This window comes from Sphingomonas sp. P2_B6 (assembly GCF_056404755.1).
The window spans coordinates 1-21,829 of sequence record NZ_JBFUDK010000012.1 but is presented as its reverse complement, the minus strand read 5'-3'; the positions used below and the strand labels follow the sequence as shown (position 1 = coordinate 21,829).

The window sequence follows — 21,829 nt, the reverse complement described above, 5'->3', positions numbered from 1 at the left end:
GCGCAAAAGCGCTTGCGACTGGTTCGCATTAGCCCTAGATCAGGGTCAGGCGAGGGAGCACCCATGGTCGTTTGTATCTGTAATGCGATTCGTGAGCAGGATGTGCGCGAGGCAGCGCGCGGCGGCGCAAAAAGTGCCTGCCAGGCCTATCGGACGCTCGGCCGCCAGCCGAAATGCGGCCAGTGCGTGCCGTTCGCGCGAGCCATTATCGACGAGGAACGTGCGGCTGCGTAGCGTTCGCAGGCATAGAAAACCGCGGATTTCCGCCATTTTTCGCCTGTTCGGAGTCCCTGTTCTGCGTTAGGTTACGCAGGCATTACGGAGACACGACATGAAGGGCGACCCCAAGGTCATCGACTATCTGAACGAGGCGCTCAAGAACGAGCTGACCGCGATCAACCAATATTGGCTGCACTACCGGCTGTTCGATCACTGGGGCGTGCGCAAGCTGGCCGAGTTCGAGAAGCACGAATCGATCGACGAGATGAAGCATGCCGACATGCTGTCGGAGCGCATCCTGTTCCTCGATGGCCTGCCCAATTTCCAGCTGCTCGGGCGCCTGCGCATCGGCGAGACGGTCGAGGAAGTGCTGAAGGCCGATCTCGCGCTGGAGATGGAGGCCCTTCCGCTGCTGCGCGACGCGATCGAGCATTCCGAAAAGGTCCGCGACTATGTCAGCCGCGACCTGTTCCGCCGCATCCTCGACAGCGAGGAAGAGCATGTCGATACGCTGGAGCGCCAGTTCGAGATGATCGAGCGCATGGGCATCGCCAATTATGTGCAGCTGCAGAGCAAATCCGCGGATGAGGATGGGTGAGGCGGAAACGCCTGACGTGAAATAACCGTCACCCCGGACTTGTTCCGGGGTCCATCGGGCAACAAGCGTTATGGTAGCGGATCCAGCCCGAACCCCACCGCAAGGTCGTTCCATGCCGGATTGTCGCGCTCGATCAGGTTGATCCGCCAGTCGCGCGGCCATTTCTTGATGGTTTTCTCGCGCGCGATCGCGCCGTCCATCGTGTCGCCGACCTCGAACCAGACGAGGCGCTTGATATTATAGCGTTTGGTGAACCCATCGAACATGCCGTCGCGATGTTGCTGGATGCGGCCGACCAGGTTCGAGGTTACCCCCGTATAGACGCGACCGTAAAAGCCGCTGGCCAAGATATAGACGCAAGGCTGCCGTTCTCTCACGAGCGACATCTATCGCCGAAACATGGATGCCGGAACAAGTCCGGCATGACGGAGGATCGAGACCCAGCCTTTTTACCGCGCCGCGTCGTTCGACAGGCCGTAGAAATCCAGCGTCTGGGGCGTGACCCAGCCGTAGGAATAATTCAGCAGGAAGATGCCGAACAGGATGGTCGCGACGATCGTCACCCGCAGCGCCGTGCGGCCCACGCGGAATTCATGGGGCGCGCTTTCGGCCTGGCCGGGCACGCGCTCGGTTCCTGCCTCGTCCGCCGTCCTGACCCCGAAGGGCAGGACGAGGAAGACCGACAAGGCCCAGAACAGGAAGTAGATCGCGAGCATCGACGGCCAGCGCATCGGATCAGGCCTCGATCAGCAAGACGTCGACAATGGGCTTCTTGCCGGTCCACCGCGTCGCGACGCGGCGGGCCGACAGGCGAATATCCTCGCGCAGCCGGTCGCGGTCGCGGCCGCCCTTGCGGGTCGCCTCGATGACCGCGTCGATCGCTTCGTCGAGGAAGGGATCACGATCCTCCTCGACCGGGATGCCCTGAAGCCGGACCTGGGGCTGGCCGATCATCTTGCCGCCGCGATCGATCGCCACCGCGACCGACATCTGGCCGAACAGGCCCAGCTTGCGGCGTTCGTTGATCGTCGCGCCGTCACCCGGCAGGATCACGTCGCCGTCGAGCACCAGCCGGCCGACATGGGCATGGCCGAGCTTCTCGGGCACGCCGGGCGCGAGCCGGACGATATCGCCATTGGTCTGCACCAGCGCGCGCGGAATACCCTCGGACAGACCGAAACGCGCCTGCTCCATCAGATGGCGCATCTCGCCGTGCACCGGCATCAGGATCTCGGGGCGGATCCAGCGATACATCGCGGCCAGCTCGGGCCGGCCGGGATGGCCCGAGACATGGACATGCGCCTGGCGCTCCGTGATCATCTCGATACCCTTGGTGGCGAGCTGGTTCTGGATACGGCCGATGGCGACTTCGTTGCCCGGAATCTGCTTCGACGAGAAGACGACGGTGTCGCCCGCATCGAGGCTGATCGGATGCGTGCCGGCGGCGACGCGGGCCAGCGCGGCGCGCTCCTCGCCCTGCCCGCCGGTGGCGACGATCAGCACCTTGTTGCGCGGCAGGCGCATCGCCGCATCGGGATCGACCGTCTCCGGGAAATCCTTGAGATAGCCGGTCGCGCGCGCGACCTTCAGGATGCGGTCGAGCGAGCGGCCAGCGACGCAGAGCTTGCGCCCCGTCTCGCGTGCGACCTGGCCAAGCGTGTGCAGCCGTGCGGCGTTGGAGGCGAAGGTGGTGACGAGCACGCGGCCCTTGGCCTTGGCGATCACGTCGGCCAGGCCGACGCGGACCTCGGCCTCGGAGCCCGAAGGCTCGGGATTGAAGACGTTGGTCGAATCGCAGACGAGCGCGAGCACGCCCTCGTCGCCGATCACCTCGAGCTGCTCTGGCGTGGCCGGCTGGCCGAGCACGGGGGCAGTATCGAGTTTCCAGTCGCCGGTGTGGAAGATGCGGCCGTACGGCGTGTCGATCAGCAGCGCGTTGGCTTCGGGGATCGAGTGCGACATCGGCACGAAGTTCACGCCGAACGGGCCGATATCGACGCGCTGGCCGGGCTTCACGATGTTGAGGCGGACGCGATCGGCGTTACCCTCTTCCTCGAGCTTGCCGTGGATCAGGCCGGCGGTGAAGGGCGTCGCGTAGAGCGGCACGCCCAGATCCTCGGCGAGGTAAGGCAGCGCACCGATATGGTCCTCATGACCATGGGTGAGCACGATGCCGACGAGATTGTCGATCTGTTCCTCGATAAAGGCGAGATCGGGCAGGATCACATCGATCCCGGGATATTGGGGGTCGGCAAAGGTGATGCCGCAATCGACCATCAGCCACTTGCCGCGGCAGCCATAGAGATTGACGTTCATGCCGATCTCCCCCGACCCACCAAGGGCCAGGAAGAGGAGTTCGTTATTGGGAGTCACTTAGTTTTTGTTCTTTCTTGTCGTGGAGTCCACGCGAGTGCGGGGACGTACTGGATGCGCGGTCAGCGCTGAATAATATCGCGATGGAGATGGCGGTAACGCCACGGGACCCCTTGCCGGGATCGCACATCAGACCCTTATATGGGCGCGATCCCACAACATCGCCAGCCCCTGAATGGTGAGGTCGGGTTCGATCACGTCGAAAACGTCGGTCTGCTTCTCGAAAAGCGTGGCGAGACCGCCGGTCGCGATGACCTTTACCGGCCGCCCGACCTCCGCCTTGATGCGCGAGACCAGCCCCTCGATCATCGCGATATAGCCCCAATAGATGCCGATATGCATCTGGCTGACCGTGTCGCGGCCGATGACGCTGGTGTTGGCCGGCGCCTCGATCGCGATGCGCGGCAGCTTGGCGGCGGCGGTGACAAGGGCGTCGAGCGACAGGTTGATGCCGGGCGCGATGATGCCGCCCTTGTACGCGCCGCGAAAGTCCGAAAAGTCGAAGGTGGTCGCGGTGCCGAAATCGATCGTGATCAGATCACCGGCATGGAGCGCATGCGCCGCGATCATGTTGACGGCGCGGTCGGCGCCAACGGCGTGCGGTTCTTCCACGTCGAGCTGCATGCCCCATTCGACCGGGGGCTGGCCGGCGATCAGCGGCTCGCCGCCGAAATATTTGCGGGCGAGCGTCTGGAGATTGTGCAGCGCGCGCGGGACGACGGTGGCGATGATGACGCCGGTGACGGCGCTTCGGTCATAGCCTTCGAGCGTGAGCAACTGGCTGAGCCAGACTGCATATTCGTCGGCGGTGCGGCGCGGGTCGGTCGCGATGCGCCAGCGCGCCTTGATCGTGCCGCTATCGACAAGTGCGAAGACCACATTGGTATTGCCGGCATCGATCGCGAGCAGCATGCGAACCTCAATCCCTTCCGTTCGTGTCGAGCGAAGTCGAGACACATTTGCCTGGCGCCAAGCCCTGTTTCTCGACTTCGCTCGAAACGAACGGAGTCATATCAGATCAGGAAGACGTCGGCGGCGTGAATGACACGGCTCGATCCGTCCGCCAAGCGCAGGATGAGCGCGCCCTCCGCGTTCAGGCCCTGAAACAGGCCGTCGATCGCGCTGCCGTCGGGCAGGCGTGCGGTAAGCGCGGTGCCGGGCTGATATCCCCGTTCCAGCCAGCGGGTGCGGATCGGGGCAAGGCCTTCGACGCGCCAAATGCCGAGCCAGCGTTCGAACGCGTCGGCAAGGGTTTCGAGGAAGTCGGCGGGATCGGGCTCCACGCCGTGCGCCGCGAGGCTGGTGGCGGCGCGTTCGAGATCGGTCGGGTGGTGCGCGAGGTTGACCCCCATGCCGATGACCACCGCATCATCAGCGCGTTCGAGCAGGATACCGGAGAGCTTCGCCCCATCGAGCAGCAGGTCGTTGGGCCATTTGATCGCCAGCCCACCGACCCCCACCGTTCCCGCGCGAAGGCGGGGGTCCAGAGCCACAAGCGACGCGCTCTGCGACTCTGCCCCCCCGCCTTCGCGGGGGAACAGGGAAGGAAGGTAGGCGCGAACGACCTCCTCCAGCGCCACAGCGGCCACCAGGGCCAGCGTGGCCGCCTGTGGATCGTGTGGGCGCAGGCGGACCAGCGTGCTCGCGTAGAGATTGCCTTCGGGCGAGGACCAGGCCCTGCCCTGCCGCCCTCGGCCGCCGGTCTGGCGCTCGGCGCGAAGCCAGAGCCCCTCGACGGCCCCGCTGCCGGCGAGCATCAGCATGTCGGCGTTGGTCGACCCCGTCTCCGCGACGGTACGGATGCTATGCGTCAGAACAACGCCTTGGCAGCGGCCGCAGCCCAGGCACCGAGGCACGGGATGGCGAGATAGCCGATCGGTGAAATGAAGGTCGCGGCCACCGCGATCAACCCGCCCTCGACCTTGCTGTCGATCGGCGCGAAGGCCGTCGCGGCGTCATCGAAATACATCGTCTTCACGACGCGCAGATAATAATAGGCGCCGATCACCGAGGCCGCGATGCCGACCACCGCGAAGGGGAAGAGCCCCGCCTGCACGGCCGCCTGGAACACCACGAACTTCGCATAGAAGCCGAGCAGCGGCGGGATGCCGGCCAGGCTGAACATGAACAGGCCGAGCGCCAACGCGAGGCCGGGCTGAGTCTTGGACATGCCCGAGAGGCTGGCGATCGTCTCGACCGGCTGGCCGCTCTGGTCGCGCATCTGGAGCACGACGAGGAAGCTGCCGAGCGTCATGGCGATATAGATGGTCAGGTAGATCAGCACCGCCGACACGCCCTCGGCGGTGCCGCAGGCGAGGCCGACCAAAGCGAAGCCGACATTGTTGATCGAGCTATAGGCGAGCAGGCGCTTGATGTTGCTCTGGCCGATCGCGGCGACCGCACCGAAGATGATCGAGGCGAGCGAGGCGAAGATCACGATCTGGCGCCACTGATCGGTCGCCGGGCCCATCGCCTCGACCGCGACACGCACCGCCAGGGCCATCGCCGCGACCTTGGGCGCGGAGGCGAAGAAGGTCGTCACCGGCGTCGGCGCGCCTTCGTACACGTCGGGCGTCCACATGTGGAACGGCACCGCGCTGATCTTGAAGGCGAGGCCGGCAAAGACGAATACCAGGCCGAAGGTCAGGCCGAGCGAATGGCCCGCGCCGTACGCATCGGCGATCAGCGAGAAAAGCGTCGTGCCGCTGAAGCCATAAACCAGGCTGATGCCGTAGAGCAGGATGCCGCTCGCCAAGGCGCCGAGCACGAAATATTTGAGGCCCGCTTCGGCCGACCGCGCGTCGCGGCGCATGAAGCTCGCCAGCACATAGGCGGCAAGGCTCTGCAGCTCGAGACCGACATAGAGCGTCAGCAGGTCGCCGGCCGACACCATCATGCCCATGCCGATGGCGGAGAGCAGGATCAGGACCGGATATTCGGGACGCAGATCGTCGCCCGAGGTCTGCTGGAAGAAGCGCGGGGCGACCAGGATCGCGACGCCGGCCGCGATATAGATCAGCACCTTGGCGAACGCGGCAAAGGCATCGGCGCGGTACAGGCCGTCGAACGCCTCACCCCCCGACGAGGCCGGGCCCATCAGCGCGATCCCGGCGCCGAACAGCACCGCGACCGACGTCCAGGAAATGGCCTTGGTCGAGGCCTGTCCGCCCCAGGCGGCGGCGAGCATCAGGATCAGCGCGCCGGCGGTCAGCACCAGTTCCGGCAGGGTCATCAGCAGGGAGGCGTTCATTGATGTGCCTCCCCATGGTGCGCGGCGGGGGCGGCAGGTTTCCCTGCAGTCGGCAGCGAGTCACCGGCGGGCGCGGCGCGGGCGATGCGCGCCTCGAGCGTGGCGACGTCACCGCGCATCGGGGCGAGGAAGCTTTCCGGATAGACGCCCATCCACAGCACCACCGCCGCGATGGGGGCGAGCAGCGCGATTTCGCGCAAGCTGAGATCGGGCATCGCGCGAACGTCATCCTTGGTCAGATCGCCGAACACGACGCGGCGGTAGAGATAGAGCATGTACGCGGCACCGAGGATGATGCCGGTGGTGCACAGCAGCGTGATGGTGGTCGAAACCTTGTAGGTGCCGGCCAGCGAGAGGAACTCGCCGACGAAACCGCTGGTGCCCGGCAGGCCGACCGAGGCCATGGTGAACAGCATGAAGAACAGCGCGTAACGCGGCATGTTGATCGCCAGGCCGCCATACCGGTCGATCTCGCGGGTGTGCAGCCGATCGTAGATCACGCCGACGCAGAGGAACAGCGCGCCCGAGACGAGGCCGTGGCTGAGCATGACGACCATAGCGCCTTCGATGCCCTGGCGGTTGAAGGCGAACAGGCCGATCGTCACGATCGCCATGTGCGCGACCGAGCTATAGGCGATCAGCTTCTTCATGTCGGACTGAACCAGCGCGACGAGCGAGGTGTAGATCACCGCGACCGCCGACAGGCCGAAGATCAGCCAGACGAACTCGGCCGACGCCTCCGGGAACATCGGCAGCGAGAAGCGCAGGAAGCCGTAGCCGCCGAGCTTCAGCAGCACGCCCGCCAGGATGACCGAGCCGGCGGTCGGCGCCTGGACGTGCGCGTCGGGCAGCCAGGTATGGACCGGCCACATCGGCATCTTCACCGCGAAGGAGGCGAAGAAGGCGAGCCATAGCCAGGTCTGCGCATGCGCCGGGAAATCGGTGTTGAGCAGGGTCGGGATGTCGGCGGTGCCGGCATATTGCGCCATCCACAGCATCGCGATGAACATCAGCACCGAGCCTAGCAAGGTGTAGAGGAAGAATTTGTACGACGCGTAGATGCGGTTCGCGCCGCCCCAGATGCCGATGATCAGGTACATCGGGATCAGGCCGGCTTCGAAGAAGATATAGAACAGGAACAGGTCCTGCGCCGCGAAGGTGCCGATCATCAGCAGCTCGGTGACGAGGAATGCGCACATATATTCCTGGACGCGCTTCTCGATCGCGACCCAGCTGGCGCCGATGCAGATCGGCATCAGGAACACGCTGAGCATGATCAGCATCAGCGCGAAGCCGTCGATACCGAGCTTCCATCCGATCGGACCGAACAGATTCTCGTGCGCCTCGACGAATTGCCATTGCGGCCCGCCGATATCGAACTGCGCCCACAGACCGATGCCGAGCAGCAGATCGACCAGAGTCGCGATCAGCGCGATCCAGCGCGCGTTGGTCGCACTGACGAACAGGCACGCGACAGCGGCGATCGCCGGGATCGCGAGCATCAGCGACAGGATGGGGAAACCGCTCATCGTGTGATCGCCCAGGTAATAGCGGCGGTCAGGCCGATCAGCATGACGAAGGCATAGGTATAGACATATCCGGTCTGGACCCTGCCGGCGACCCGCGAGCCGAGCGCGACGACCCAGGCCGAGCCGTTGGGCCCGAAGCGGTCGATCGTCTTCTCGTCGCCGCGGTGCCAGAAGAGGCGGCCAAGGGCGAAGGCGGGGCGGACGAACAGGATGTTGTACAGCTCGTCGAAATACCATTTGTTGAGCAGGAAATCGTAGAGCAGGCTGAACTGCCCCGCGAGCTTCGCCGGGAAATCCGGGTTGCGGATATAGGCGAGCCACGCGCCCAGCAGCCCGAGCAGCATCGCGACCGACGCCGACAGCTTCACGCCCAGCGGCACTTCGTGCATCGAGTGCATGAGATGCTCGCTGAAGGCGATGCTGCCCTTCCAATAGTCCTCGCCTGCCGTCGGCTCGATGAAATAGCCATGGAAGACGAAGCCGGCGGCGACCGCGCCGATCGACAGCAGGATCAGCGGGATCAGGATCGGCAGCGGGCTCTCATGCGGATGATAGCCGCCGGTGCCGTCATCATGATCATGCGCATGGCCATGATCGTCATGATGCGCGCCGTGCGCGGACGTCTCGTCGGCAGGCGCATCGTCGTGATGGCCATGGCCATGCGCGTCGTGCACCGCGTGCTGGATATGCTCCGACTGCGCCCAGCGCGGTTTGCCCCAGAAGGTCAGGAACATCAGGCGCCAGGAATAGAAGCTGGTCAGCAGCGCGACGATCATGCCGACGATCGAGGCGCCGCCCTGGCCAGCGGCCCAGGCCGCTTCGATGATCGCGTCCTTCGAATGGAAGCCGGCAAAACCGATCGCGAGCGGATTGCCGAACACCGCGGGGATGCCGACGCCCGTGATGGCGAGCGTGCCCGCCATCATGCCCCAGAAGGTGATCGGGATATGTTTCCTGAGGCCGCCATAATAGCGCATGTCCTGCTCATGGTGCATCGCATGGATCACCGAGCCGGCACCGAGGAACAGCAGCGCCTTGAAGAAAGCGTGCGTGAACAGGTGGAACATTGCCGCGCCATAGGCGCCGCAGCCCGCCGCGAAGAACATGTAGCCGAGCTGCGAGCAGGTCGAATAGGCAATGACGCGCTTGATGTCGGTCTGCACCAGGCCGACCGTCGCGGCAAAGAAGCAGGTCGCGGCGCCGACCGTCATCACGACGTGGAGCGCGAACGGGCTCGTCTCGAACATCGGCGACAGGCGGCAGACCATGAACACGCCGGCGGTGACCATCGTCGCGGCGTGGATCAGCGCCGACACCGGGGTCGGGCCTTCCATCGCGTCGGGCAACCAGGTGTGCAGGCCGAGCTGCGCCGACTTGCCCATCGCGCCGACGAACAGCAACAGGCACAGGATCGTCATCGTATCCCAGCGCTGGCCGAGAAAGCCGATGCTCGAGCCGGCCATGCCGGGCGCAGCGGTGAGGATGTCGGGAATCGACACCGTGCCGAACACCAGGAAGGTGCCGAAGATGCCGAGCATGAAGCCGAGATCGCCGACGCGGTTGACGACGAACGCCTTGATCGCGGCGGCATTGGCGCTGGGTTTCTTGAACCAGAAACCGATCAGCAGATAGGAGGCGAGACCGACGCCTTCCCAGCCGAAGAACATCTGGACCAGATTGTTCGCGGTCACCAGCATCAGCATGGCGAAGGTGAACAGCGACAGATAGGCGAAGAAACGCGGCTGATCCGGATCCTCCGCCATATAGCCCCAGCTATAGAGGTGGACGAGCGCGGAGACGCTGGTGATGACCACCAGCATGACCGCGGTCAGCGCATCGACGCGGAGCGCCCAGGCGACGTCGAGATCCCCCGAGCGGATGAAGTCGAACACCGGCGTGACGCTGGGTTCGGCACCGCCGAGATAGGAGATGAAGATCGGCCAGCTCAGCAGGCACGAGACGAACAGCGCGCCTGTCGTGAGCGACTTGGCGACGGTGTTGCCGAGTGCCCGGTTGCCGAGGCCTGCGACGATCGCCGCGAGCAGCGGCAGGAAGACGATGAGGAGGATCAACGAATTACCCCTTCATCCGGTTGACGTCGTCGACCGAGATCGTGCCGCGTCCGCGGAAATAGATAACGAGGATGGCCAGGCCGATCGCGGCCTCGCCGGCGGCGACCGTCAGCACGAACATCGCGAACACCTGCCCGACCAGATCGTGGAGATAGGCGGAGAAGGCGACGAGGTTCAGGTTCACCGCGAGCAGGATCAGTTCGACCGCCATGAGCATGACGATGAGGTTCTTGCGGTTGATGACGATGCCGAGCACGCCGAGCGCGAACAGGATCGCCGCGACGACGAGATAATGCGTCAGGCCGATCACAGGCCGGATCCTTCTTCTTCGTCACCCTGAACTTGTTTCAGGGTCCATGCGCGGACAGTCGATCCACGAGCGTCACCCGAGAGGATGCGAACGCGCATGGATGCTGAAACGAGTTCAGCATGACGGGTGGAGGACGCGATCACAGCTCGATCCCCTGCCCTACGCCAGGCTGTGTGTTGCGGGTCGCATCCTGCGGCCGGCGCGACACCTGGCGGTTGATGTTCTGCGGACGGGTGCCGCCACGCTCGCGGTGAGTCAGCACGATGGCGCCGATCATGGCGACGAGCAGGACGAGGCCGGCGCCTTCGAAGATGAACAGGTAGCGGGTGTAGAGCAGGTTGCCGATCGCCTGGATGTTGGGCACGTCCTCAGCGATCGGCGCCGCGCGGCGGCTGAGCTCGATCGCGCCCGCGCTATAGGCGCCGATCGCGACGACGATCTCCGCCGCGAGGCCGATCGCCAGCACCAGCCCGATCGGCAGGTAGCGCGCGAAGCCGCTGCGCAGCTCGGCGAAATCGATGTTGAGCATCATCACGACGAACAGGAACAGCACCGCGACGGCGCCGACATAGACGATGACCAGCAGCATCGCGATGAACTCGGCGCCGAGCAGCACCATCAGCCCCGCCGCGTTGAAAAAGGCGAGGATCAGCCACAGCACGGCATGGACCGGGTTCCGCGCGGTGATCGTCAGCGCTGCCGACAGCAGCACCATCACGGCGAACAGATAAAAGGCGAGTGTCTGTATCACGGAATCAGGAGGCCCCTCGGATTCGGCTGGCGCTTAACGGTACGGTGCATCGGCGGCAAGGTTCGCAGCGATCGCGCGTTCCCAGCGATCGCCATTATCGAGCAGCTTCGCCTTGTCGTAGATCAGCTCCTCGCGGGTTTCGGTGGCGAATTCGAAATTCGGCCCTTCGACCACGGCATCGACCGGGCAGGCTTCCTGGCACAGGCCGCAATAGATGCACTTGGTCATGTCGATGTCGTAGCGCGTGGTGCGGCGGCTGCCGTCCTCGCGCGGCTCGGCCTCGATCGTGATCGCCTGGGCCGGGCACACCGCCTCGCACAGCTTGCACGCGATGCAGCGYTCCTCGCCRTTSGGATAGCGGCGCAGCGCATGYTCGCCSCGGAAGCGGGGAGAGATCGGGTTCTTCTCGAACGGATAGTTGATCGTCGCCTTCGCCTTGAAGAAATACTTCAGGGTGAGCGCGTGCGCCTTCACGAATTCCCACAGCGTGTAGGACTTGATGATCTGGCCGACGTTCACGGGCGTTTCTCCGGCTGGACGACGAGCTGGCTGCGACACGCGCCGTCGGTAGGATATTGAGGACGCTGCGCCTGATAGAGCCCCTCAGCCGTCGCATATTGCTTGAGATACACGCGCTGTGACGGATCGCACTCGGTGCCGACCCGCGTCAGCATCAGGAAGCCCGACACCAGGAACACCCAGAACAGCGAGAGCGGGAGGAAAATCTTCCAGCCCAGCCGCATCAGCTGGTCGTAGCGATAGCGCGGGACGGTAGCCTTCACCCAGCTGAACACGAAGAAGAAGAACAGCATCTTGGCGAACAGCCAGATGATGCCCGGCACGTAGTAGAGCGGCGCCCAGTCGACCGGGGGCAGCCAGCCGCCCCAGAACAGCGTCGCGTTGAGCGCGCACATCAGGATGACGTTGGCATATTCGCCGAGCCAGAACAGCGCGAAGCTCATCGAGCTATATTCGGTCTGGTAGCCGGCGACGAGCTCGCTCTCCGCCTCGGTCAGATCGAACGGCGCGCGCTGCGTTTCGGCGAGCGAGGAGATGAAGAACACGATCGCCATCGGGAACAGCAGCGGGTTGGCGTAGAAGCCGTTGACGAAGCCGTAGAGCCCCTTCTGGGCAACGACGATGTCCGACAGGTTGAAGCTGCCCGCCCACATCACCACCGAGATCAGCACGAAGCCGATCGCGACTTCGTACGACACCATCTGCGCCGCGGCGCGGATCGCCGAGTAGAAGGGGTATTTCGAGTTGGACGACCAGCCCGCCAGGATGATGCCGTAGACGCCGAGCGACGAGGCCGCGAGCACATAGAGCAGGCCGACATTGATGTCCGCCAGCACCACGCCCGCCTGGAACGGGATGACCGCCCACACGATCAGCGCGACGGTGAAGGTGATGATCGGCGCGAGCAGGAACAGGCCCTTGTTCGCGCTGGTCGGGATGATGGTTTCCTGCAGGAAGACCTTCAGGCCATCGGCAAAACTCTGCAACAGGCCGAACGGGCCGACCACGTTCGGGCCGCGGCGCAGCGCCATCGCCGCCCAGATCTTGCGATCCGCATAGATGATCATGGCAACCGCCAGCATCAGCGGCAGGGCGATGACGAGGATGCCGATGATCGTGGCAATGAACCACGCCCATTCGAACTGCATGCCCCAGGAGACGAAGAGAGCCGTCATTCTGCTGCCTCCGCGAACTCTTCGCCGTGGATCAGCTCGGCCGAGCAGCGCTGCATCGTCGGGGACGCGCGGCAGATGGCGTTGGTCAGGTAGAAATCCTTGATCGGGTAACCGACAGGCCCCTCGCCTTTCGCGTCGAGCGCCGGCGCGTTCCAGGCAAAGCGACGCAGGCCGAGCGTGGCGAGATCGGGCGTGTCGACGCCCATCGCCGCGCGCAGTTCCTCGAGCGTGTCGAACGGCAGGGTCTTGCCCAGCACGGCGGAAAGCGCGCGCAGGATGGTCCAGTCCTCGCGGGCGTCGCCCGGCGGGAAGACGGCGCGTTCGCCGCGCTGGACGCGGCCTTCGAGATTGACCCAGGTACCCGACTTCTCGGCATAGCTCGCGCCCGGCAGCACGACGTCGGCAGCGGCCGCGCCCTTGTCGCCGTGATGGCCGATATAGACCTTGAAGCTGTCGACGAAAGCCGAGAAATCGGCCTCGTCGGCCCCGAGGAAGAAGGTGAGCTTGGGACTGGCCGCGACGATATCGGCGATACCGCCCTTTTGCGCGAGGCCGAGCATCAGGCTGCCCATGCGTGACGCCGCCATGTGCAGCACGTTGAAGCCGTTCCACCCATCGCGCACCAGGTTCAGCGACGAGGCCAGCTTGAGCGCGGCACCGTGACCGCCCTTGAGCGCGCCGCCGCCGACAATGACCATCGGGCGCTGGGCATTCCTGAACGCCTCGGCCGGGCCATCGGGTAGCTTGCCGAGCAGCGACAGGTCGTTGCCGAGCCATTCGACCTTGTAGGTCAGGTCGGTCTCTTCGCCGATCGCGAAGACCTTCGCGCCCTTCTTGATCGCCTTGCGGATGCGGGTGTTCACCAGCGGCGCTTCCCAGCGCAGATTGGTGCCGACGAGCAGGATCGCGTCGGCGTCTTCGGTGCCGGCGATGGTGGTGTTGAAATTGACCGCGGACAGCGACGACGCGTCATACGCCATGCCGGTCTGACGGCCTTCGAGCAGGGTCGAGCCCATCGCGCCGAGCAGCGCCTTGGCGGCGTAGAGCGTCTCGCAATCGACCAGATCGCCATGGATCGCGGCGACGCTGGAGCCGGCGTCGACCGCAGCGATGGCGGCGAAGGCCTCGTCCCAGCTTGCCTCGGTCAGCTTGCCCTGCTTGCGCACGAACGGACGATCGAGCCGGCGGCGGACCAGCCCGTCGACCGCGTGGCGGGTCTTGTCGCTGGCCCATTCCTCATTGACGTCCTCGTTGATCACGGGGAGCGCGCGCAGCACCTGGCGGCCGCGGCTGTCGAGGCGGATATTGGTGCCGACCGCGTCCATCACATCGATGGTCAGCGTCTTCTTCAGCTCCCAGGGCCGCGCCTCGAAGGCATAGGGCTTGGAGGTCAGCGCGCCGACCGGGCAGAGATCGACGACATTGCCCGACAGCTCGCTCGTCACCGCACCCTCGAGGTAGGAGGTGATCTGCATGTCCTCGCCGCGGCCGATCGCGCCGATTTCCTCGACGCCGGCGACTTCCTCGGCGAAGCGGATGCAGCGAGTGCACTGGATGCACCGCGTCATCACCGTCTTCACGATCGGGCCCATGTACTTTTCGGTGACCGCCCGCTTGTTCTCGTCATAGCGGGAATGGCCGCGGCCATAAGCCAGGCTCTGGTCCTGCAGGTCGCACTCGCCGCCCTGATCGCAGATCGGGCAATCGAGCGGGTGGTTGATCAACAGGAATTCCATCACGCCTTCGCGCGCATTCTTCACCATCGGGGTGTTGGTGAAGACTTCCTGGTTTTCCGCGGCGGGCAGCGCACATGACGCCTGGGGCTTGGGCGGCCCGGGCTTCACCTCGACCAGGCACATGCGGCAATTGCCCGCGATCGACAGGCGCTCGTGATAGCAGAAGCGCGGGATTTCCTTGCCGGCAAGCTCGCACGCCTGCAGCACTGTGGCGCCCTGCGGCACCTCGATCTCGATTCCGTCGACTTTGAGCTTTGGCATGCGTTTCGTACTTGCTAGCTGCGCCGGCCGGCCGAAGGGCCGTCGACAATGGCGTGATAAAGGGGTTCGGCGATCATCAGGCGGAGCTGATCGCGCTTCATGCTGATCGGCTTGCCTGTCACGACGCAACCGCCGAGCACCGGCTTGATCGCATCGAGCGCGCGGCGTTCGGCATCGCTGCCGGCCGCCGACTGAACGAGATCGGTCGAGGCTTCCGGCGCCGCGTTGACCACGCAGGTGCCGAATTCCTGCATGCCGAGCGCGACCGCGTCATAACCATTGCCCGGCGACCGTCCCGCAATAGAACCGAGATACCACGTCTTCACTTCGCCCGGACGCAGCGCCCTGCGGCCACTTTTCAGCGCCAACGACGTCGCGGCAGCCGCCATATCGGCCCGGCCGTTATAGAGACCCTGCGTCCCGTTGCTGAGCGAAAGACCGAACGAGTCGCCGCTGCACGAGCTGTAGACCGAAGCAAGCCGCTTCGCCGCACGCTGCTCGTCGGAAGAGCCGGGCAAGCTGCCGAGCAGCTGGCGCACCTGATCGGGCGCTTCCGCCATCACGCATTCGGCCGTGGCGCGGAATTCGCGCGGATCGGCCTTGCGCTCGCCAGCGGCGGCGCCCGCCGCTGCCAATGGCAGTGCGGCGATAGCGGCAGCAATGACCATTATTCTCATTCCGCCTTCCCCCCGACAGACGACAACGACATGGGATAGCCGCGCAGCATCCCGCTTCCCACGAGCTCAATCGTGCCCATGGCGCTAGCTCCTCACCGCGGCGCCGGGCCGCGTCGCGATATGGTAGCTGGTCAGCGCCAGGATTGCGCGGAGCCCGGCGGCGCTTGGACGCGCGCTATGCACCGCCGCGACACAGGCACTCGCATCGGGCGTGATGGCGCGCAAGGCGCGCGGCTCTTCGGCACTGTCCGGCACGGACTTCAGCCAGGCGACCACTTTCCCGGGCGACCTGTGGATGATGCACGCGCCAAGACGTTGAGTCGCATCCGTGGACGCCAGTTCCCGGTCCATGGAACCTCGCGCCAGTTCACGCTCCAGCGAACCGCGCGACAGATGGGACGCCAGGAAATATTCCGCGATCCCGCCGCCCAGCTGGACCGGATTATAAACGACATGCCCCTGCGGCATGCAGCTGTCTGACGGCTGCACCAGCGTCGCCAGGGCCATACGATAGGTCTCGGTGCCAAAATCCAGATCGATGACCCGCCGTGCGGCCGGGGAACTGCGATCCGCCACGCAAAAACCGATCACGCGAACGGCCGAATACGCCAGTCTCGGCGCCGGCTGGGACTGGGCGAGCAGCGGTTGCCAGGCGATCGTCATCGCGAGACAGGCCGTCACGTGCGCGATCGACAGCAGCTTCATTCCGCCGCTTCCATCATCGGGGCGAGATCGCCGCCGCGTTCCTTGATCCGGCGCTCCAGCTCGGGCCGGAAATGCTTGATCAGGCCCTGGATCGGCCAGGCCGCCGCGTCGCCGAGCGCACAGATGGTGTGGCCTTCGATCTGCTTGGTGACCTGCTGCAGCGTGTCGATCTCGCTGATATCGGCATCGCCGGTGCGCAGCCGCTCCATCACGCGCCACATCCAGCCGGTGCCCTCGCGGCACGGCGTGCACTGGCCGCAGCTCTCATGCTTGTAGAAATAGGAGATGCGGCTGATCGCGCGGACGATGTCGGTCGACTTGTCCATGACGATGATCGCCGCGGTGCCGAGGCCGGAGCCCAGCGCCTTCAGCCCGTCGAAATCCATCGGGCAGTCCATGATCTGCGCCGCCGGGACGAGCGGCACCGAAGATCCGCCCGGGATGACCGCGAGCAGATTGTCCCACCCGCCGCGGATGCCGCCGCAATGTTCCTCGATCAGCTGGCGGAACGGGATGCTCATCGCTTCCTCGACCACGCAGGGCTTGTTCACATGGCCGGAGATCTGGAACAGCTTGGTGCCACGGTTGTTCTCCGCGCCGAAGCTGGCGAACCATTCCGGGCCGCGCCGCAGGATCGTCGGCACGACCGCGATCGATTCGACATTGTTGACCGTGGTCGGGCAGCCATAGAGGCCGGCACCCGCCGGGAAAGGCGGCTTGAGGCGCGGCTGGCCCTTCTTGCCCTCGAGGCTCTCGAGCATCGCGGTCTCTTCGCCGCAGATATAGGCGCCCGCACCGCGATGGACGAACACGTCGAAATCATAACCCGACCCCGAGGCGTTCTTGCCGATCAGGCCCTTGTCATAGGCTTCGGCGACCGCGGCGAAGAGCACCTCCGCCTCGCGGATATATTCGCCGCGGATATAGATGTACGCGGCGCGGGCGCGCATCGCGAAGCCGGCGATCAGCGCGCCTTCGATCAGCTTGTGCGGATCGTGGCGCATGATCTCGCGGTCCTTGCAGGACCCGGGCTCGGATTCGTCGGCATTGATGACGAGGAAGTTCGGCCGCTCGGGCTTGGGCTCCTTCGGCATGAACGACCATTTGGTGCCGGTCGGGAAACCCGCGCCGCCACGGCCGCGCAGGCCCGATGCCTTGACCGCGTCGATCAGGGCATCCTGCCCGCGCGCCATCAGGCCCTTGGTGTCATCCCAATCGCCACGCTTGAGCGCGCCTTCGAGATTCCACGGCTGGAACCCGTAGACGTTGGTGAAGATACGGTCCTTGTCGGCGAGCATCTAGCGGCCCTTCCCCGTCGCGCTCTGCACCGCGAAGTAAATGACGAGGCCGATGCCGATCAGGATCAGCAGGCCGAGCAGCTTGAAGGTCACCTTCAGCACGAAACCGAGCACGACCAGGCCGCCGATGATCGCGAGGATCGCGACGATGGGATTCGTACCCTTCATGCCCATTCCCCCCGGTAATCGTGATTCTCGTCGACCATTTCCTTGAGGCTGGTCGGGCCGCCCGCCGGGCAGCTGTCGCGGCGCCCGGTCTGCGAGCCCGGCGTGGGCGTCCTGCCCTCGGCCAGCGCATCGAGGATCGCGGTCGTGCGATCGTAATCCAGGTCTTCGTAATTGTCGTCGTTGATCTGCACCATCGGCGCATTGGCGCAGGCGCCGAGGCACTCGACCTCGGTCAAGGTGAACAGGCCGTCGGGCGTGGTCGCGCCCTTGACCAGGCCACGATTCTTGCAGGCGGCGAGCACATCGTCCGATCCGCCGAGCATGCACGGCGTCGTGCCGCAGACCTGGACGTGATAGCGGCCGACCGGCGCCATGTTGAACATGGTGTAGAAGGTCGCGACCTCATAGACGCGCATGTAGGGCACGCCGATCTCGCGGGCGACATATTCGATCACCGGGACCGGCAGCCAGCCCTGGGTATGCGTCTCCGCGCCGACTTGGCGCTGGGCGAGATCGAGCAAGGGCAGCGACGCGGATTGCTCGCGCCCCTTGGGATAGCGGCCGAGAATCTCGGTCGCCTTCTTGCGGTTCTCTGCCGTCCAGATGAACGAACCCCAGCGTGCGCGGGTCTCGGCCTCGTCGGGGATTTTGGGTGCTTCAGCCATCAGATCGACTCGTTGCGTTGTGAGATCGGCAAGAGACTCCAAACCAAGGCGCCGATCCAGCCGACGACCGTCCAGCTAAGGAAGAGGTTGATGAGAAAAATCGCCAGCAATTTCGGGTGTTTGCGCGCCGCCGCGATAATCGACGGCAGGAACACCAGCGGCAATAGGATCAGGTAGATCAGAATATGGATGATGCTGAACGAGTCCATTACCGGTCGCACTCCCCGAACACGATATCCATCGCGCCGAGAATGGCGGTGGTGTCGGCGAGCATGTGCCCCCGGGCCATGAAATCCATCGCCTGGAGATGCGAGAAGGCGGTCGGGCGGATCTTGCAGCGGTACGGCTTGTTGCTGCCGTCAGCGACGAGATAGACGCCGAACTCGCCCTTCGGGCTCTCGGTCGCGACGTACACGTCGCCCGCCGGCACGTGGAAGCCCTCGGTATAGAGCTTGAAGTGATGGATCAGCGCCTCCATCGAGCGCTTCATCTCGGCGCGCTTGGGCGGCACGACCTTGCGGTCGAGGCTGGCGATCGGCCCTTCGGGCATCTCGTTCAGGCACTGCTTCATGATCCGCACTGACTGGCGGACCTCCTCCACGCGCACCATGAAGCGGTCGTAGCAATCGCCGCGCGTGCCGACCGGCACGTCGAAATCCATCTTGGCGTACACGTCATAGGGCTGCGACTTGCGCAGATCCCAGGGAATGCCCGAGCCGCGGATCATCGGGCCGGAGAAACCCCATTTGATCGCATCGTCGCGGCTGACGGTCGCGATGTCGACGTTGCGCTGCTTGAAGATGCGGTTGTCGGCGACGAGGCTGATCGCATCCTCGAACAGGCGCGGCAGGCGGCCGTCGAGCCAGTCGGCAATGTCGGTCAGCAGCTTGAGCGGCGTATCCTGGTGCACCCCGCCCGGCCGGAAATAGGCCGAATGCATGCGGGCGCCGGAGACGCGCTCGAAGAAGTTGAGGCAATCCTCGCGGATCTCGAACAGCCACAGGTTCGGCGTCATCGCGCCGACGTCCATGACATGGCTGCCGAGGTTGAGCATGTGGTTCGAGATGCGCGTCAGCTCGGCGAAGAACACGCGCAGATATTGCGCGCGGATCGGCACTTCGAGATCGAGCAGTTTCTCGATCGCGAGCACGAAGCTGTGCTCCATGCAGAGCGGCGAGCAGTAATCGAGCCGGTCGAAATAGGGCAACGCCTGGATATAGGTCTTGTGCTCGATCAGCTTCTCGGTGCCGCGGTGGAGTAGGCCGATATGCGGATCGACGCGCTCGACGATCTCGCCGTCGAGCTCCATCACCAGGCGCAGCACGCCGTGCGCGGCCGGATGCTGCGGGCCGAAATTGATCGTGTAGTTCTGGATCGCGATATCGCCGACTTCGGGGTCGGCGGCGTCGGTCCTGCCCTCGATCGCTTCGAGATGATCAGCCATGCGCGCCTCCCGGCACTACTAGCTCTTCCCCGGCGAAGGCCGGGGTCCAGTTGGGAAGGTTGAAGTGAAGAAGCGCAACGCCAGCCAAGGAAAGTCCCCCAACTGGGGCCCGGCCTTCGCCGGGGAAGCAAAGAAGAATATCCATCACGACGCCTTCGGCTTGCGCGGCGCGCGCGGCTTCTTCACCACATCCGGATCGGCGGGCTTGGGTTCCGCGTCGGGCGAGGCCTTGCCGGCACCGGTCTGCGCCGTGCTCTCGGTGACCTTCGGCGTCGCCGGCGGCGCAGCGGCGGCGGTCTTGGCCGCATCCGCCTTCTGGATCTCGTCGGCCTTGAGCGGCGTCGGCGCGCCCTTGGCTTCGGGCAGCTTCGCCTTCTCGTCGCCGGGCAGGATATATTCGGCGCCTTCCCACGGGCTCATGAAATCAAAGCTGCGGAAATCCTGGGCGAGCTGGACGGGCTCATAGACCACCCGCTTCGCTTCCTCGGAATAGCGCAGCTCGACATAGCCGGTCAGCGGGAAATCCTTGCGCTGCGGATGGCCGCGGAAACCGTAATCGGTCAGGATGCGGCGCAGATCACTATTGCCCGAGAAGAGCACGCCGTACATGTCGTACACTTCACGCTCGAGCCAGCCGGCGACCGGCCAGATGCCCGTCACCGACGGCACCGGCTTTTCCTCATCGGTCTGCACATGCACCCGGATGCGGTGGTTGCGGGTCAGCGAGAGCAGGCAATAGACCACCTCGAACCGGTCGGGCCGCTCCGGATAGTCGACGCCCGCGATTTCCATCAGCTGCTGATATTCGAGGCCGGGCGTGTCGCGGAGCGCAACCATCGTCTCGACCAGCGTCTCGCGGTCGACGGTCAGCGCGACTTCGCCCACCGCATCGAGGGACGACACCAGGTTCGCGCCGAGCACCCCACCCGCGCGATCGATAACCCCGTCATTGGCCGTGTAGGCCGGCGCCGGCGCCCTCACCGTTCGATCGTTCCGATGCGGCGGATCTTCCGCTGCAGCTGCATGATGCCGTACAGCAACGCTTCCGCGGTCGGCGGGCAGCCGGGCACATAGATGTCGACCGGCACGATCCGGTCGCAGCCGCGTACGACGCTGTAGCTATAATGATAATAGCCGCCGCCATTGGCGCAGGAGCCCATCGAGATGACGTATTTCGGCTCGGACATCTGGTCGTAGACGCGGCGCAGCGCCGGGGCCATCTTGTTGCACAGCGTGCCGGCGACGATCATCACGTCGGACTGGCGCGGCGAGGCGCGCGGCGCGGCGCCGAAGCGCTCGAGATCGTAGCGCGGCATGTTCACATGGATCATCTCGACCGCGCAGCAGGCGAGGCCGAAGGTCATCCACCACAGCGAACCGGTACGGGCCCAGTGGAACAAATCCTCGGTCGAGGTGACGAGAAAGCCCTTGTCGGTCAGCTCGCCGTTCAGATCGTTGAAGAACGTCTGGTCAGGCGGGATGATCGCGCCACCGGAGGCGGCTGGCGTGAGTTCTACTCCCACTCGAGCGCTCCCTTCTTCCATGCATAGACGAGGCCGAGCGCGAGTTCGGCAATGAAGCCCATCATCGCGAACCATGCCGTCCAGCCGAGCGAGAAGACGCTGACCGCCCAGGGATAGAGAAACGCGGCTTCGAGATCGAAGATGATGAACAGGATGGCGACGAGATAGAAGCGCACGTCGAACTGGCTGCGCGAATCCTCGAAGGCGGGGAAACCGCATTCATATTCGGTCAGCTTTTCGGGCGTCGGCTTGTGCGCGCCGGTGAAGCGCGCGGCGATGATCGGCAGGAACACGAACGCGCTGGACAGCACGATCGCGACGCCAAGGAACAGCAGGATCGGCAGATATTGCGACAGGTCGACCAATGGGCTTCTCGCAGGTGCGAATGATTGGCGCGGCTTTAGGACGATGACCCCTATTGGGCAAGGCCGCGAGGAGTGAGAATCACTCGCAAAAACTGACCTCTATTCCTCCCCGAGCTTGCTCGGGGAGGGGGACCACGAAGTGGTGGAGGGGCTTGAAGCGCGGGACAGATGTTCCGCGCTTCAAGCCCCTC

Annotated in this window: 25 protein-coding genes; 2 read left to right on the top strand and 23 right to left on the bottom strand. The window is 64.9% G+C overall.

Going from position 1 to position 21,829, the window contains the following annotated elements; translation table 11 throughout:
• The first annotated feature begins 63 nt into the window (after positions 1–63).
• Positions 64–234 (top strand): (2Fe-2S)-binding protein, encoded by a 171-nt coding sequence (locus tag AC1DX5_RS16555; protein WP_372852469.1) that lies wholly within the window; start codon positions 64–66, stop codon positions 232–234.
• Between the two features lie 97 nt (positions 235–331).
• Positions 332–817, top strand: a complete 486-nt coding sequence (gene bfr, locus AC1DX5_RS16550) for a bacterioferritin (RefSeq protein WP_465172575.1) — start codon at positions 332–334, stop codon at positions 815–817.
• A 68-nt stretch (positions 818–885) separates the two neighbouring features.
• Here bfr and AC1DX5_RS16545 read toward each other — a convergent pair whose 3' ends face one another.
• The 23 genes from AC1DX5_RS16545 to ndhC form a co-directional block, all read right to left on the bottom strand.
• Entirely contained in the window at positions 886–1,203 is a 318-nt protein-coding gene (locus AC1DX5_RS16545; protein WP_465176165.1) for a GIY-YIG nuclease family protein, read from the bottom strand.
• A 63-nt stretch (positions 1,204–1,266) separates the two neighbouring features.
• Positions 1,267–1,548 (bottom strand): DUF1467 family protein, encoded by a 282-nt coding sequence (locus tag AC1DX5_RS16540; protein ID WP_478016420.1) that lies wholly within the window; start codon positions 1,546–1,548, stop codon positions 1,267–1,269.
• Positions 1,549–1,552: 4 nt separating this feature from the next.
• The gene (locus AC1DX5_RS16535; protein ID WP_478016419.1) at positions 1,553–3,190 is read right to left on the bottom strand and encodes a ribonuclease J; all 1,638 of its coding nucleotides are present in this window, start codon (positions 3,188–3,190) and stop codon (positions 1,553–1,555) included.
• Between the two features lie 129 nt (positions 3,191–3,319).
• Positions 3,320–4,102, bottom strand: a complete 783-nt coding sequence (locus AC1DX5_RS16530; protein WP_465172571.1) for a type III pantothenate kinase — start codon at positions 4,100–4,102, stop codon at positions 3,320–3,322.
• Between the two features lie 101 nt (positions 4,103–4,203).
• Positions 4,204–4,953 carry a biotin--[acetyl-CoA-carboxylase] ligase gene (locus AC1DX5_RS16525; RefSeq protein WP_478016418.1) on the bottom strand — a complete coding sequence of 250 codons (750 nt, stop codon included), beginning with the start codon at positions 4,951–4,953 and terminating at the stop codon, positions 4,204–4,206.
• Between the two features lie 47 nt (positions 4,954–5,000).
• On the bottom strand, positions 5,001–6,440 hold the full coding sequence (nuoN, locus tag AC1DX5_RS16520) for an NADH-quinone oxidoreductase subunit NuoN (protein ID WP_465176163.1): 1,440 nt from the start codon (positions 6,438–6,440) through the stop codon (positions 5,001–5,003).
• Positions 6,437–7,969 carry an NADH-quinone oxidoreductase subunit M gene (locus AC1DX5_RS16515; protein WP_465176162.1) on the bottom strand — a complete coding sequence of 511 codons (1,533 nt, stop codon included), beginning with the start codon at positions 7,967–7,969 and terminating at the stop codon, positions 6,437–6,439. Before AC1DX5_RS16515 ends, nuoN begins: the two co-directional genes overlap by 4 nt.
• Complete coding sequence (gene nuoL / locus AC1DX5_RS16510; protein WP_478016417.1) at positions 7,966–10,041, bottom strand: NADH-quinone oxidoreductase subunit L; 2,076 nt, start codon at positions 10,039–10,041, stop codon at positions 7,966–7,968. The genes AC1DX5_RS16515 and nuoL overlap by 4 nt, the downstream gene beginning before the upstream one ends.
• 4 nt (positions 10,042–10,045) lie before the next feature.
• Positions 10,046–10,351, bottom strand: a complete 306-nt coding sequence (nuoK, locus tag AC1DX5_RS16505; RefSeq protein WP_372852487.1) for an NADH-quinone oxidoreductase subunit NuoK — start codon at positions 10,349–10,351, stop codon at positions 10,046–10,048.
• 139 nt (positions 10,352–10,490) lie between these two features.
• Entirely contained in the window at positions 10,491–11,102 is a 612-nt protein-coding gene (locus AC1DX5_RS16500; protein WP_465172566.1) for an NADH-quinone oxidoreductase subunit J, read from the bottom strand.
• A 33-nt stretch (positions 11,103–11,135) separates the two neighbouring features.
• Positions 11,136–11,621 carry an NADH-quinone oxidoreductase subunit NuoI gene (gene nuoI, locus AC1DX5_RS16495; RefSeq protein ID WP_372852491.1) on the bottom strand — a complete coding sequence of 162 codons (486 nt, stop codon included), beginning with the start codon at positions 11,619–11,621 and terminating at the stop codon, positions 11,136–11,138.
• Positions 11,618–12,796, bottom strand: a complete 1,179-nt coding sequence (nuoH, locus tag AC1DX5_RS16490) for an NADH-quinone oxidoreductase subunit NuoH (RefSeq protein WP_478016416.1) — start codon at positions 12,794–12,796, stop codon at positions 11,618–11,620. Before nuoH ends, nuoI begins: the two co-directional genes overlap by 4 nt.
• On the bottom strand, positions 12,793–14,793 hold the full coding sequence (gene nuoG, locus AC1DX5_RS16485; RefSeq protein ID WP_478016415.1) for an NADH-quinone oxidoreductase subunit NuoG: 2,001 nt from the start codon (positions 14,791–14,793) through the stop codon (positions 12,793–12,795). The genes nuoH and nuoG overlap by 4 nt, the downstream gene beginning before the upstream one ends.
• A gap of 14 nt (positions 14,794–14,807) precedes the next feature.
• A complete protein-coding gene (locus AC1DX5_RS16480) occupies positions 14,808–15,470 on the bottom strand; it encodes a hypothetical protein (protein WP_478016414.1) in 663 nt (220 codons plus the stop codon).
• 84 nt (positions 15,471–15,554) lie between these two features.
• Positions 15,555–16,175: a hypothetical protein gene (locus AC1DX5_RS16475; protein ID WP_478016413.1), complete on the bottom strand. Its 621-nt coding sequence runs from the start codon at positions 16,173–16,175 to the stop codon at positions 15,555–15,557.
• Entirely contained in the window at positions 16,172–17,473 is a 1,302-nt protein-coding gene (nuoF, locus tag AC1DX5_RS16470; RefSeq protein WP_478016412.1) for an NADH-quinone oxidoreductase subunit NuoF, read from the bottom strand. The genes AC1DX5_RS16475 and nuoF overlap by 4 nt, the downstream gene beginning before the upstream one ends.
• On the bottom strand, positions 17,474–17,641 hold the full coding sequence (locus AC1DX5_RS16465; protein ID WP_465172560.1) for a hypothetical protein: 168 nt from the start codon (positions 17,639–17,641) through the stop codon (positions 17,474–17,476). It lies immediately after the preceding gene.
• The gene (locus AC1DX5_RS16460) at positions 17,638–18,306 is read right to left on the bottom strand and encodes a complex I 24 kDa subunit family protein (RefSeq protein ID WP_478016411.1); all 669 of its coding nucleotides are present in this window, start codon (positions 18,304–18,306) and stop codon (positions 17,638–17,640) included. Before AC1DX5_RS16460 ends, AC1DX5_RS16465 begins: the two co-directional genes overlap by 4 nt.
• Positions 18,306–18,515 carry a superinfection immunity protein gene (locus AC1DX5_RS16455; RefSeq protein WP_478016410.1) on the bottom strand — a complete coding sequence of 70 codons (210 nt, stop codon included), beginning with the start codon at positions 18,513–18,515 and terminating at the stop codon, positions 18,306–18,308. Before AC1DX5_RS16455 ends, AC1DX5_RS16460 begins: the two co-directional genes overlap by 1 nt.
• Positions 18,515–19,750, bottom strand: a complete 1,236-nt coding sequence (locus AC1DX5_RS16450; RefSeq protein ID WP_478016409.1) for an NADH-quinone oxidoreductase subunit D — start codon at positions 19,748–19,750, stop codon at positions 18,515–18,517. Before AC1DX5_RS16450 ends, AC1DX5_RS16455 begins: the two co-directional genes overlap by 1 nt.
• Before the next feature lie 144 nt (positions 19,751–19,894).
• Positions 19,895–20,731: an NADH-quinone oxidoreductase subunit C gene (locus tag AC1DX5_RS16445; protein WP_478016408.1), complete on the bottom strand. Its 837-nt coding sequence runs from the start codon at positions 20,729–20,731 to the stop codon at positions 19,895–19,897.
• Complete coding sequence (locus AC1DX5_RS16440; RefSeq protein WP_372852514.1) at positions 20,728–21,273, bottom strand: NuoB/complex I 20 kDa subunit family protein; 546 nt, start codon at positions 21,271–21,273, stop codon at positions 20,728–20,730. The genes AC1DX5_RS16445 and AC1DX5_RS16440 overlap by 4 nt, the downstream gene beginning before the upstream one ends.
• The gene (gene ndhC / locus AC1DX5_RS16435) at positions 21,264–21,638 is read right to left on the bottom strand and encodes an NADH-quinone oxidoreductase subunit A (RefSeq protein WP_272625746.1); all 375 of its coding nucleotides are present in this window, start codon (positions 21,636–21,638) and stop codon (positions 21,264–21,266) included. The genes AC1DX5_RS16440 and ndhC overlap by 10 nt, the downstream gene beginning before the upstream one ends.
• Positions 21,639–21,829: the final 191 nt, after the last annotated feature.